The organism is Flavobacterium johnsoniae, assembly GCF_001879205.1.
Taxonomy (GTDB): domain Bacteria; phylum Bacteroidota; class Bacteroidia; order Flavobacteriales; family Flavobacteriaceae; genus Flavobacterium; species Flavobacterium johnsoniae_A.
Window position 1 is genome coordinate 254,574 of record NZ_MLFK01000011.1, and the last position, 14,305, is coordinate 268,878.

The window sequence follows — 14,305 nt, forward strand, 5'->3', positions numbered from 1 at the left end:
CTCATTGCTTGAAATGAAGTCAAAAAGTTTTCATACTTTTACTAAAACAAGCTTATAGTATTAACCACTTAGTCTGTTAGTAATAAAACTTAGTGCCTTAGCGACTTAGAACCTTAGCATCTCAAAAAGAATGAATTTCCTAGCCCACATATATCTTTCCGGCGACAATGATTTAATCAAAATTGGCAATTTTATGGCCGATGGCATTCGCGGAAAACAATTTGAACATTTTCCTGAAGATGTTCAAAAAGGAATTTTGCTGCACCGATCTATAGATACTTACACAGACAATCACGATATTTTCAGGCAAAGCACCAAGCGCCTGCACGAAAAGTACCATCATTATTCAGGTGTAATTGTTGATATTGTTTACGACCACTTTTTAGCCAAAAACTGGACGCGGTATTCTGATGAAAAACTGGAAGATTTCATTAATCGATTCTACAATTCATTACATGCCAATTATTCTATTTTAACCGAAAAAACGCAGGGCTTAATGCCTTATATGATAGAAAGGAACTGGCTTTTGAGTTACCAGACAGTCGAAGGCATCCATCAAATTTTGACCCAGATGGATCGAAGGTCAAAAAACATCTCTAAAATGCAGTTTGCAAGCGAAGAACTAAAAGAATTTTACGATGAATTTGAACAGGAATTTACCATTTTTTTTGAAGATCTTCAAAAGCATGCCAGCCAAAAATTACTCTCATTATAATATCAAACCGATTTATAAAATAATATTTATCGTTATGAAAAAAATTACAATTCTATTTTATTTTATTTCCCTTTGTAGTTTTGCACAGCATACTGCTGCACCCACCGGTTTAACAGCATCTAAAGCCATGGTCGTTTCGGCGCGTGAAGAAGCATCAAAAATTGGTGTCGAAATCATGAAAAAAGGCGGTAATGCATTTGATGCAATGGCCGCAACTGAACTGGCGCTCGCAGTAGCCTACCCTTATGCAGGAAATCTTGGCGGAGGCGGCTTTATGGTTTACCGCAAAGCTAATGGGGAAGCAGGAAGTTTAGATTATCGCGAAAAAGCACCGCTTGCCGCTACAAAAGATATGTTTTTGGATAAAGACGGAAATGTAATAAAAGGAAAAAGCACAGAATCTGCTTTGGCGATTGGTGTTCCGGGAACTATCGCCGGAGTTTTTGCCGTTCATAAAAAATTGGGGTCACTTCCCATGTCTGAAATACTAAAACCAGTTATTGCCCTTGCCGAACGAGGAGTAATTGTAACTCAAAAACAGCAAAAACAACTTGAAGCTTATCATGACGCCATTGTAAAAGCAAACGGTCCCAATACATTAATGGCCGGAAAATTCAAAGAAAATGACACTATTAAATATCCTGCACTTGCCAATACGCTAAAACGAATTTTAAAGAATGGAAAAGATGAATTCTACAAAGGCAAAACTGCACAAGTTTTAGTTGATTATCTTAAGAAAAAAGGCGGCATTATAACATTGAAAGATTTAGCCTCGTACGAAGCAAAATGGAGAAAACCTCTGCAGTTTGATTATAAGGATTTAAAAATTACTTCTATGGCGCCTCCAAGCAGCGGCGGTATCTGCCTTGCTCAGATCATGAAAATGATTTCTCCTTTTTATTTATCGAAAATGGGGCATAATTCTGAGCAGTCTATTCAGGTTATTGTGGAAGCCGAAAGACGCGCATATGCTGACAGAAGCCAGTTTCTGGGAGATCCGGATTTTGTAAAAATTCCAGTTAACGGACTTTTGGCAGATGCTTACTTAAAAGAAAGGATGTCAAGTTTTGATTCCGAAAAAGCTACGTTGTCATCCGATATAAAAGAAGGAAAAGTGACGTATAATGAAAGTACCGAAACAACCCACTATTCTATAGTAGATCAATTTGGAAATGCCGTTGCGGCAACCACTACTATTAATGATGGTTTCGGATCAAAATATTATTGTGATGAACTGGGCTTCTTCCTGAACAATGAAATGGATGATTTCAGCTCAAAACCGGGATCGCCAAATATGTTTGGATTAGTTGGAAACGAAGCGAACAGCATTGCACCGCAAAAAAGAATGCTGAGTTCTATGACACCAACCATTGTCGAGAAAAACGGAAAATTATTTATGGTTGTAGGTTCACCGGGCGGATCTACTATTATAACCTCTGTTCTCCAGACTATTTTAAATGTTTACGAATACAATTTGAGCATGCAGGAAGCGGTAAATGCACCTCGTTTTCACCATCAATGGCTTCCGGATTTAATCACTTTCGAACCCAATACTTTCAGCTCTAAAACTTTACAGGGCCTAAAAGAAAAAGGCTATTTGATTAATGAGAAAACCACGCCGGTAATTGGCAAAGTGGATGCTATTTTGGTGCTGCCTGATAATAAACTTGAAGGAGGCGCTGATTTTCGGGGTGATGATAAAGCGGCAGGATTTTAGACAAAAAGATTTAAATAGAAAAATTTGACAAAATAGAATGTTTAAAGCTAAATTTGCATTCTCTGTAAATTTAAAAAAAATAATGATAAAAAAACTGTTTCGAAAATTAGAAAGCATTATTGCCTTGTCTCAATCTATTTTGACACCAAAGCAATTTATTTTTTTATCAAGTGTTTTGGTTGGAATTTCCTGCGCATTTGCAGTAATTGTTTTAAAAACTTTTGCGCATAGCGTATTTTCTTTTGCCACTTACATCAGCGGTATTTTAAAATTAGGTTTTATTAACAGTATCCTGCCTATTATTGGTATTTTGCTGACGGTTTTGGTTGTCAACAAAGTTTTAAACGGAACCATTCAAAAAGGAACCTCTCAAATATTGTATGCCGTTGCTAAAAAAGCAAGTATAATTCCGAAAAAGCAAATGTATGCCCAGATTATAACCAGCTCCTTAACAGTTGGTTTAGGAGGGTCTGCAGGTCTGGAAAGCCCTATCGTAATTACAGGTGCCGCTTTTGGCTCCAATTATGCCCAAAATTACAAACTGACGTATAAAGACAGGACTCTGCTTATTGGCTGCGGGGTTGCGGCCGGGATTGCCGCTGCCTTTAACGCCCCTATTGCCGGAGTTCTTTTTGCGATTGAAGTTTTACTGGTTGATGTTAGTATTTCTGCCTTCACACCTATTATGATTTCTGCCGCAACAGGCGCCTTGGTTTCGGCAATTGTATTAGACGAAAGCATCCTTTTATCGTTTAAAAAACAAGAAACATTCGATTATCACAACATTCCTTTCTATGTTATTTTGGGCTTGTTAACCGGATTTATTGCGGTTTATTACGCACGAAACTTTCAGAAAGTTGAGCATTATTTCTCAGAACTAAAAATGGGACCGTATAAAAAAGCCCTGATTGGTTCTTCTCTTTTAGCATTGCTTATTTTTATTTTCCCCACACTTTTTGGGGAAGGTTACGAAAGCATCAAAACTTTGTCTGAAAGTGATCCGGGACAATTATTAGACAATACATTGTTTGCCAGCTGGAGAAACAATCATTGGGTTTTGCTTTTGTTTGTTGGCTGCACCATGATGGTAAAAGTATTCGCATCCGGACTTACAATAGGAAGTGGCGGAAATGGTGGTAACTTCGCTCCTTCTCTATTTTTAGGATCTTATTTAGGCTATTTTTTTTCAAAATTCATTACACTCATTGGGCTATCCAAATTGCCAATTAGTAATTTTACAATGGTTGGAATGGCCGGAATTTTGAGTGGTCTATTTCATGCCCCTCTTACCGCAATTTTCCTTATTGCAGAAATTACAGGAGGTTACGGCTTGATGATTCCGCTTATGATTGTGTCTTCAATAAGCTTTGCCATTTCAAAACGTTTTGAAAAATATTCGCTTGACGTAAAAAATCTGGCAAAAAAAGGACACGCTTTTACCAGCAATAAAGATTCGAATATTTTATCTACACTTGACATCGATACTATTATTCAAACGGATTATTTAACGGTTTCCCCGGAAGATCATTTAAGTAAATTGGTGGATCTTATCTCCCATTCTAATCAGGTCGTTTTTGCTGTTGTAGACAACGAAAGAGATCTTGTTGGTATCGTACATTTCAATGATATCCGCGAAATTATCTTCAATGCTTACCGCGTAAAATATACTTTGATTAAAGATGTAATGAAAACCCCTGCTGCCACAATTTCATCTAATGACAGCATGGAAATTGTAATGACTAAATTTGAAAGATCAAAATCAGCTTTTCTTCCTGTTCTGCGAAATGAAAAATATTTTGGAATCATCTCAAAATCTATCGCACTTGAAGCTTATCGAACAAAGCTTCGTGCTATGACGATTGAATAACCTTATTCACTATTTCACAACAAGTAAAGCGTTAATAACGATTTCATTTTGTTACTATTTGTAACATAAAGTTTTGCTATCGAGCACAAAAAGAACAAATCAAAGTGGTAACTTTGCGTTTTGCTCAAAATTATGTTAGAAAAAGACAATACTATTGAAGTTCTTGGTGCAAGAGTTCATAATCTAAAAAATATCGACATTTCTATTCCGCGTGAAAAACTGGTGGTTATTACCGGTTTATCTGGTTCGGGAAAATCCTCTTTGGCTTTTGATACGATTTATGCCGAAGGACAGCGTCGCTATGTCGAAACTTTTTCGGCCTATGCCAGACAATTCCTTGGCGGATTAGAACGCCCGGATGTAGATAAGATCGACGGACTTTCTCCCGTTATTGCGATTGAACAAAAAACAACCAGTAAAAGTCCGCGTTCGACCGTAGGAACGATTACTGAAATATATGATTTCCTGCGACTTTTATACGCTCGTGGCGCAGACGCTTACAGTTACAACACAGGCGAAAAAATGGTTTCGTATTCTGATGAACAAATCAAAGATTTGATTATTCAGGATTTTAACGGAAAACGAATCAATATTCTGGCGCCGATTATTAGAACCCGAAAAGGTCATTATGCCGAATTGTTCCAGCAGATTACCAAACAAGGATTTTTGAAAGTCCGTGTAAATGGTGAAGTTCAGGATTTAGTGGCAGGAATGAAACTGGATCGTTATAAAACCCACGATATTGAAATTGTCGTTGACAGAATGCTGATTGAAGATACAGAAGATAATCAAAAAAGACTGGCTGAAAGTATCAATACAGCCATGCATCATGGTGAAAATGTATTAATGATTTTAGATCAGGATACCAATGAAGTACGTTATTTCAGCCGAAATTTAATGTGCCCTACAACCGGAATTTCATACCAGAATCCGGAGCCGAATTTATTTTCTTTCAACTCTCCAAAAGGAGCTTGCCCGCATTGTAACGGATTGGGAACAGTTCACGAAATCAACGTTAAAAAGATAATTCCAAATCCGAAATTATCAATTAAAGCGGGTGGATTTGCTCCGCTTGGCGAATATAAATCATCCTGGATTTTTAAGCAGTTAGAAACCATAGGAGAAAAATTCGGATTTAAGATTACAGATCCAATTGAAAAAATTCCGGAAGAAGCCATGAACATGATTCTACATGGCGGAAAAGATAAATTTACTGTTAGTTCAAAAGATCTGGGCGTTACCAGAGATTACAAAATTGATTTTGAAGGAATTTCTAATTTCATCAAAAACCAATACGACGAAAGCGCAACCACAAGCATAAAACGCTGGGCAAAAGATTTCATGGACAAAATTAACTGCCCTGTTTGCGAAGGTTCTCGTTTAAAAAAAGAAGCACAGTTTTTTAGAGTAAACAGAAAGAATATCACAGAATTATGTGATATGGATATCTCTGACCTAACCGCATGGTTTCAGGATCTGAACACTCATTTATCTGAAAAACAGCTTTTAATTGCTTCTGAAGTGGTTAAAGAAATCAAAGATCGTTTGAACTTCCTGATGAATGTTGGTTTGAATTATCTGGCTTTAAGCCGAAGTTCAAAATCACTTTCGGGCGGAGAAGCACAGCGTATCCGTTTAGCAACACAAATTGGTTCGCAACTGGTTGGTGTTTTATATATTCTGGATGAGCCAAGTATTGGTTTACACCAAAGAGACAATGAAAAACTAATTAAATCTCTGGAGCAGTTACGTGATATCGGGAACTCGGTTATTGTGGTAGAACATGATAAAGACATGATCGAAACAGCAGACTATGTAATTGATATTGGACCAAAAGCAGGAAAATACGGAGGAGAAATCATCAGTATTGGCACTCCGGCAGAAACTCTAAAATCTAATACTATTACTGCTCAATATCTGAACGGTAAAATGAAGCTCGAGATTCCGAAAGAGCGAAGAAAAGGAAACGGAAAGTTTTTAAAACTAACCGGTGCTACAGGAAATAACCTCAAAAATGTTTCTATCGAAATACCCTTAGGTCAATTAATATGCGTTACAGGAGTTTCAGGAAGCGGAAAATCGACTTTGATTAACGAAACGCTCTACCCTATTTTGAATGCTTATTATTTTAACGGCGTAAAAAAACCGCAGCCTTATAAAAAGATTGAAGGTTTAGAACATATTGACAAAGTAATTGATATTGATCAAAGTCCGATTGGAAGAACACCGCGTTCAAACCCGGCAACTTATACCGAAGTTTTTACAGAAATCAGAAACTTGTTTACGATGACTTCTGAAAGTATGATTCGCGGTTACAAAGCGGGTCGTTTCAGCTTTAACGTAAAAGGCGGACGCTGCGAAACCTGTGAAGGTTCTGGTGTAAGAACGATAGAAATGAACTTTTTACCGGATGTTTACGTAGAATGTGAAACCTGTCAGGGAAAACGTTTCAACAGAGAAACACTAGAGATTCGATACAAAGGAAAATCTATTTCGGATGTTCTGGATATGACGGTTGATGAAGCGGTTCCGTTCTTTGAAAACATTCCAAAAATTTACCGTAAAGTAAAAACAATTCAGGATGTTGGTTTAGGATATATTACACTTGGACAGCAAAGTACAACGCTTTCCGGTGGTGAAGCGCAACGTATCAAACTAGCCGGAGAATTGTCTAAAAAAGATACCGGAAATACATTTTACATTCTGGACGAACCTACTACCGGACTGCATTTTGAAGACATTAGAGTTCTAATGGATGTTATCAATAAACTGGTTGATAAAGGAAATACAATTCTGGTTATTGAACACAACATGGACGTTATCAAACTTGCCGATTACATAATAGACATTGGTCCTGAAGGCGGAAAAGGCGGCGGACAATTGATCGCCAAAGGAACTCCGGAAGAAGTAGCAAAAAACAAAAAAAGCTATACGGCTAAATTCTTGAAAAAAGAATTGGAAGCTTAAAATCTTTACTAAAAAAATCTTAAGCAGCGAGGCCTTTGTCAAAATTTGAAACTTTGACAAAGGTCTACGTTCAAATTTAGTCTACACGTTTTTTTCATCCTTTGTTTATTGGAACAAAATGTGATTACACAATTCAAAAAAGAATTAAAATTGATATGCTGAGTGTGGTTAAAATAGTAAAGCCAATATTCAACACACCAATCTCCTGATAATGAATCCACAACCAAAGTCAACACCCAAGAAATGTTACATTTAAATTAATAAATAGACATTCTTGTGACAATTCTCGAAAAAAGCAGTAATTTAGTACGCCCTTTTTGTCAAATTTTTGATTTTGGCAATTTTTTATGGGCAAAAACGATTGTTTCAATTGAAAAATGATGTACTAGCCCTGATGGAGCGGCATCTCCCGACTTAGAAAACAAGGCTTTTTAGCCGGAGTTTTTTGTTTATTGGGAATTATAGTGGACATCAGGACACAAGCGATAGCGAACTAACGAAGTAAACAACTCCTTCTCTTTCGACTACGCTCAGGATGACAACTTTGACCACAATGAAAGACAAAGCTAGAAATAAAAATATAAATAATTAAAATACCTAAAATGAGATTAGAAGATTTTGATAATGATGAGGACAAAGTAATTCAGGACCGTTTGAAACAAAAAACGTGGAATGAAATTAGAACAAACGACAGCTGGGCGATTTTTAAAATCATGGCCGAATTTGTAAACGGTTACGAAAGCATGGGACGTATTGGTCCGTGCGTATCAATTTTTGGATCAGCGAGAACAAAGCCGGACGATAAGTACTATTTATTGGCTGAAAAAATTGCGTATAAAATCAGTAAAGCAGGTTACGGAGTAATCACAGGAGGTGGTCCCGGAATCATGGAAGCTGGAAATAAAGGTGCGCATTTAGGAGGCGGAACCTCAGTTGGGTTAAATATCGAACTACCTTTTGAACAGCACTTTAACCCTTATATTGACCATGATAAAAACCTGAATTTCGATTATTTCTTTGTGAGAAAAGTTATGTTCGTAAAATATTCGCAAGGTTTTGTGGTTATGCCTGGAGGTTTTGGAACTTTGGATGAAATGTTTGAAGCAATCACCTTAATTCAGACTAAAAAAATTGGAAAATTCCCAATTATCTTAGTAGGTGTTGAATTCTGGTCTGGTTTGATCGAATGGGTAAAAACAGTTTTAGTGGAAAAAATGCACACTGTAAGTCCGGAAGATTTAAACTTATTTAAGATCGTTGATACTGAAGATGAAGTAGTTGACGTTCTGGATAAATTCTACAAGAAATACGATTTGAGTCCAAACTTCTAAAGTTTGAGTTCTATATTATCACAAAAAATGAAAGCTGTTTTTTAAAACAGCTTTTTTTATGCTATTTTTACATAAAACCAAAACAACTTTATGCACGTAATTTAAGGTATATCTATAATTTTAAGCCAATTTTTGAAATCATTATATAAAATTATAATCCTCCTTTTTGTTTTATTTACTTCTATAAAACAATATGCACAACATCAGTCTAAGATGGAAGTGGCGGTCAATCTTGAACTTAAAACACTGAATGTAAAACAGGATATTACTTATTTTAATACTTCTAACGATACATTGGTTTCGATTGTTCTGAATGACTGGAATAATGCCTTTTCAGATAAAAATACTCCATTAGCAAAACGCTTTTCAGATGAATTTTATCGCGGTTTTCATTTAGCAAAAGCTGCGGAAAGAGGAAATACCACCATTTTAAACCTGACCGATTCAAACGCTATGGCACTTGAATGGGAAAGAACAGACAAAAATCCTGATTTTATTGTTGTAAGGCTAAATAAAAAGCTGCGTCCGGGAGAACAGATTGATCTTCATATCACTTATATTTCAAAAATTCCGAGCAGTAAATTCACGCATTATGGATTTGACCCAAACGGAATGAATTTAAAGAACTGGTTTTTGAGTCCGGCGCGTTTTGAAAACCACCGCTTTACAAGATACAACAATTTCAACCTTGATGATATTGCCAATGCGGTTACGAGTTATGAAGTTGAAATAAAAATTCCAAACGATTATACGATTACAACCGATTTAAATTCGGTTTCAAAAGACGTTTCTAATACAGCATACAGCACTTATTTATTTTCAGGAAACAACAGAACTGATTTCAATATGTTTATTGAAAAACAAAATAATTTTAGAAGTTATAATAACGGAACGATTGAAGTACTTTCGGATTTAAAAAACAAGAAGATTACCGAAATTCAAAAAGCAATCGTAATCAACAGAGTTGCTGCCTTTGCAAATGAATTTCTGGGCAAATACCCGCATGAAAAGATTACTGTTTCTCAGGCAGATTATGAGCGAAATCCATTTTATGGTTTAAATCAGCTTCCGGCATTTATAAGTCCGTTTTCTGATGAGTTTATGTTTGAGATTACCTTCTTCAAAACTTATTTAAACAATTATTTAAAAAATTCACTCCGTCTTGATCCGCGAAAAGATAACTGGGTTTACGATGGAATCCAGATTTATGCCATGATGAAATATATGGAAGAAAATCATCTGGACGAAAAAATGCTGGGAAGACTTTCTAAAATGAAACTCTTTAAAAGCTACAACATTACCAACCTGACTTTTAACGAGCAATACAGCTATTATTATATGCTGATGGCACGTAAAAACCTGGATCAGCCTCTTGGGGATCCAAAAAATACGCTGATAAAGTTTAACGAACAAATTGCAAGCAAATACCGCGCAGGTTTAAGTTTGAGTTATTTAGACGATTACTTAAATCATAATATTGTTCCCGAGAGTGTTCAGGAATTTTATAATTTAAATAAGGTACAGCAGACAAATCGTTTTGATTTCGAAAAAATTCTGATTGAGAAAAGTCCGAAAAAATTAGACTGGTTCTTTAACACCATAATCGATTCGCGGGAAATTATTGACTATAAATTTACAAACGTATCAAGAACTGCAGACAGTGTAAAATTTTCGATAAAAAACAAAACAGATATTTATGCTCCAATTCCGGTATATGGCTTAAAGAAAAATGAAATCGTTTTTAAAGAATGGATTGAACCCAAAAAAGCCGATTCTGTTTATCAGTTTGATCGCAAAAATGCTGACAAACTGGTTATCAATTATGACAATGAAGTTCCTGAATTCAATCAAAGAAACAACTGGAAATCATTAAAAAGTCTGGTGATCACAAATAGACCTATAAAATTTAATTTTGCAAAAGATTTAGAAGATCCCTATTACAACCAGATCTTATACATTCCGACGCTTACTTACAATTATTATGACGGATTTACACCTGGAGTTCGTTTTCACAATAAAACGATACTAGACAAACCTTTTATTTTTGACATTAATCCCGCCTACTCTTTAAAGGCCGGAACATTATCAGGATCGTCTGCTTTTTCTTGGAGTCAGTACTATCGAAACAGCACTTTGTATAATGTACGATATTCTCTAAGCCAGAACTATTTTCATTATGCGCCAGATGCCACTTATCTAAGATTGAATCCAATGGTTCAGTTTCGAATTCGTGAAGAGAACTTTAGAGACAATAGAAAACAGCTTATCTTATTTCGTCAGGTAATCGTAAATCGAGAAGCAAGTCAATTTATTACGGATAATTCCAAACCTAATTATTCGATTTTCAATGCGCGGTACGTAAACACTAAAACCGAGCTGGTTGATCATTTTAATTTTATGACAGATGTCCAGTTTTCCAGTGGTTTTGGGAAAATTTCCGGAGAAATTGAATACCGAAGATTGTTTGAAAACAATCGCAAAATAAATTTGAGATTATTTGCCGGAAGCTTCTTATATAACACAACAAACTCCGACTATTTTAGTTTTGGTTTAGACAAGCCTACTGATTATTTATTTGATTACAATATTTTTGGAAGATCAGAAACCACCGGGTTTTTTAGTCAGCAGTATGTAATAGCCGAGGGTGGTTTTAAATCTAAACTAAACCCGGCATTTGCTAACCAGTGGATGACAACTTTAAATGTGAGTTATGCTTTATGGAACTGGATTGAAGTTTATGGCGACGTTGGTCTTGTAAAAAATAAACATCAAAAAGAGTACTTCGGATACGACAGTGGAATACGTTTAAACTTAGTTCCGGATTATTTTGAACTTTATTTTCCGGTCTATTCCAATAATGGATGGGAAATTTCTCAAAATAAATACAGTGAAAAAATTAGATTTGTTGTCACTTTTGCTCCAAAAACATTAGTCACTCTTTTTACTAGAAAATGGTTTTAATTGAATAAATTTTAATCAAAAACATAAATTATTATCAGAAAAAGAACAAAAACAATAAAAATAACATAAACAAACTACGTAGTTTTTTGATTTTAAATACAAATAATTAAATTATATTTATTTTAAAGAATTATGATTATTGATTGTTTTTAAGTAATTTCGCAGACTCAACATGACCCCACAGATTATGATAACAGAAAAAAGCAATACTACGTTAACATTTGAAGATTTCAAAACTGAGGTATTGAACGACTACAGAATTGCAGTTACCAGCCGTGAATGTAGCCTTTTAGGTCGTAAAGAAGTATTGACAGGAAAAGCCAAATTTGGAATTTTTGGTGATGGAAAAGAAGTACCACAGCTTGCAATGGCAAAAGCTTTTAAAAATGGGGATTTCCGCTCTGGCTACTATCGCGATCAAACTTTTATGATGGCGATTGGCGAACTAACAGCAAAACAATTTTTTGCAGGTCTATACGGTCATACTGATTTAGAATACGATCCGATGTCGGCCGGAAGACAAATGGGCGGACACTTTGTTACACACAGTTTAAACGAAGACGGATCCTGGAAAGACCTAACAAAACAAAAAAATTCAAGTTCAGATATATCACCTACAGCAGGGCAAATGCCAAGATTATTGGGATTGGCTCAGGCTTCTAAAATTTACAGAAATGTTGACGATATTACAATCAAAGACAAATTCTCTGTAAACGGAAACGAAGTGGCTTGGGGAACAATTGGAAACGCAAGCACCTCTGAAGGTTTATTTTTTGAAACCATCAATGCGGCAGGAGTTTTACAGGTTCCGATGGTAATGAGCGTTTGGGATGATGAATACGGAATTTCGGTTCATGCTAAACACCAGACTACAAAAGAAAATATCTCTGAAATCTTAAAAGGATATCAGCGTGATGAAGACTCAAAAGGATATGAAATCTTTAGGGTAAAAGGATGGGATTATGCCGAACTGGTTTCTACTTACGAAAGAGCCGGTGCCATTGCGCGCGAAGAGCATATTCCGGTTTTAATTCACGTAAACGAATTAACACAACCGCAAGGCCACTCTACTTCTGGCTCACACGAACGCTATAAAAGTGCAGAAAGACTCGCTTGGGAGAGGGATTTTGACTGTATCCGCCAGATGCGTTTATGGATGATTGCAATCAATATTGCTTCGCCTGAAGAATTAGCAGAACTTGATTTTGAATTGAAAAAAGAAGTTCTTGAAGCTAAAAAAGAAGCATGGAATTCTTTCATTAATCCAATAATTGAAGATCAGCAAAATTTGTTGAATTTATTGGAGCAGATTGCTGAAGCAAGTATTAACCATAAAGAAAGAATCAGAAAATACATTACAGAATTAAGTGCTATAAAATCGCCTTTAAAAAAGGAAATGCTGGCAATCGCAAGAAAGATTTTACGCTTTATTGAGGTTCCAAACAGTAAGGTCATTTTATCAAACTGGATCACAAACTTTATAGAAATTACTCAAGAAAAATTCAGCAGTAATTTACATTCAGAATCGGATCAAAATGTATTTTCAGTTAAAAAAGTGCTTCCGGAATATGCTGAAAATGCTAAACCGGACTTAGACGGAAGAATGATTTTGCGTGACAACTTTGATGCTTTATTTAGCAAATATCCGGAAACCTTAATTTTTGGGGAAGATGTTGGAAACATTGGTGACGTAAACCAAGGTTTAGAAGGCATGCAGGAAAAATATGGAGAACTTCGTGTTGCCGATGTCGGAATTCGTGAAGCTACCATTATTGGTCAGGGAATTGGGATGGCATTGAGAGGTTTACGTCCAATCGCCGAAATCCAATATCTTGATTATTTATTATATGCAATTCAAATCATGAGTGATGATTTGGCTACATTGCAATACAGAACTGTTGGAAAACAAAAAGCACCATTAATTATCAGAACACGTGGACACCGTTTAGAAGGTATCTGGCATTCTGGTTCTCCAATGGGAATGATTATAAATGCCATTCGCGGTATCCACGTTTTGGTTCCGAGGGATATGACACAAGCTGCAGGATTTTATAATACGCTGCTGGAATGTGACGAGCCGGCATTGGTAATCGAATGTCTAAACGGTTACCGTTTAAAAGAAAAAACTCCCCTTAATTTTGGTGAGTTCAAAACGCCGATTGGTGTTGTTGAAACCCTAAAAGAAGGTGCTGATATCACTTTAGTTTCTTATGGATCTACTTTAAGACTGGTGCAGCAAGCCGCTGAGGAGTTATTAGTTTTAGGAATTGACTGTGAAGTTATTGACATTCAATCTTTACTTCCATTTGATGTAAATAAAGACATTGTAAAAAGTATCGCCAAAACAAATCGTCTTTTAGTAATAGACGAAGATGTTCCGGGCGGGGCTTCTGCTTTCATTTTACAACAAATTCTGGAAGAACAGGATGCTTACAAATATCTTGACAGCAAACCGCAGACTCTTGCTGCAAAAGCGCACAGACCAGCTTACGGAACGGATGGTGATTATTTCTCTAAACCTTCTGCCGAAGATATTTTCGAGAAAGTATACAGCATGATGAACGAAGTTAATCCTTCTAAATTTCCAAATTTATATCAGTAATTTAGAATGTTTTAGATACAAAAAAAGCTCCAAATTGGAGCTTTTTTATTTTTTACCCTTTGTCAACTTTGTCAAAGTTTTAAACTTTGACAAAGTTCTTTATGCAATATTTGCAGCGTTACTCACAGAGATCTCTCCGTTCCTC

The 14,305-nt window shown here is 35.9% G+C and carries 7 protein-coding genes; all 7 read left to right on the plus strand.

Going from position 1 to position 14,305, the window contains the following annotated elements; all coding sequences use genetic code 11:
- Positions 1 to 130 precede the first annotated feature (130 nt).
- The 7 genes from BKM63_RS21745 to BKM63_RS21775 all read left to right on the plus strand — a co-directional run bounded on the left by BKM63_RS21745 (position 131) and on the right by BKM63_RS21775 (position 14,160).
- Positions 131 to 715, plus strand: a complete 585-nt coding sequence (locus BKM63_RS21745) for an ACP phosphodiesterase (protein WP_071638685.1) — start codon at positions 131 to 133, stop codon at positions 713 to 715.
- Positions 716 to 749: 34 nt separating this feature from the next.
- Positions 750 to 2,432 carry a gamma-glutamyltransferase gene (gene ggt / locus BKM63_RS21750; protein WP_071638720.1) on the plus strand — a complete coding sequence of 561 codons (1,683 nt, stop codon included), beginning with the start codon at positions 750 to 752 and terminating at the stop codon, positions 2,430 to 2,432.
- Between the two features lie 82 nt (positions 2,433 to 2,514).
- A complete protein-coding gene (locus tag BKM63_RS21755) occupies positions 2,515 to 4,299 on the plus strand; it encodes a chloride channel protein (RefSeq protein ID WP_071638721.1) in 1,785 nt (594 codons plus the stop codon).
- Between the two features lie 132 nt (positions 4,300 to 4,431).
- A complete protein-coding gene (uvrA, locus tag BKM63_RS21760) occupies positions 4,432 to 7,266 on the plus strand; it encodes an excinuclease ABC subunit UvrA (RefSeq protein ID WP_071638686.1) in 2,835 nt (944 codons plus the stop codon).
- Between the two features lie 602 nt (positions 7,267 to 7,868).
- Positions 7,869 to 8,597 (plus strand): TIGR00730 family Rossman fold protein, encoded by a 729-nt coding sequence (locus tag BKM63_RS21765; protein ID WP_068845660.1) that lies wholly within the window; start codon positions 7,869 to 7,871, stop codon positions 8,595 to 8,597.
- A 213-nt stretch (positions 8,598 to 8,810) separates the two neighbouring features.
- Positions 8,811 to 11,558 carry an aminopeptidase gene (locus tag BKM63_RS21770; protein ID WP_071638687.1) on the plus strand — a complete coding sequence of 916 codons (2,748 nt, stop codon included), beginning with the start codon at positions 8,811 to 8,813 and terminating at the stop codon, positions 11,556 to 11,558.
- Positions 11,559 to 11,745: 187 nt separating this feature from the next.
- Positions 11,746 to 14,160 (plus strand): alpha-ketoacid dehydrogenase subunit alpha/beta, encoded by a 2,415-nt coding sequence (locus BKM63_RS21775; RefSeq protein WP_071638722.1) that lies wholly within the window; start codon positions 11,746 to 11,748, stop codon positions 14,158 to 14,160.
- The last annotated feature ends 145 nt before the right edge of the window (positions 14,161 to 14,305 follow it).

What these genes read in the sequence shown, in the direction of transcription:
- BKM63_RS21755 (WP_071638721.1), top strand. Translation starts at nt 2,515, where the DNA reads ATGATAAAAAAACTGTTTCGAAAATTAGAAAGCATTATTGCCTTGTCT.
- BKM63_RS21770 (WP_071638687.1), top strand. Translation starts at nt 8,811, where the DNA reads ATGGAAGTGGCGGTCAATCTTGAACTTAAAACACTGAATGTAAAACAG.
- ggt (WP_071638720.1), top strand. Translation starts at nt 750, where the DNA reads ATGAAAAAAATTACAATTCTATTTTATTTTATTTCCCTTTGTAGTTTT.
- uvrA (WP_071638686.1), top strand. Translation starts at nt 4,432, where the DNA reads ATGTTAGAAAAAGACAATACTATTGAAGTTCTTGGTGCAAGAGTTCAT.
- BKM63_RS21745 (WP_071638685.1), top strand. Translation starts at nt 131, where the DNA reads ATGAATTTCCTAGCCCACATATATCTTTCCGGCGACAATGATTTAATC.
- BKM63_RS21775 (WP_071638722.1), top strand. Translation starts at nt 11,746, where the DNA reads ATGATAACAGAAAAAAGCAATACTACGTTAACATTTGAAGATTTCAAA.
- BKM63_RS21765 (WP_068845660.1), top strand. Translation starts at nt 7,869, where the DNA reads ATGAGATTAGAAGATTTTGATAATGATGAGGACAAAGTAATTCAGGAC.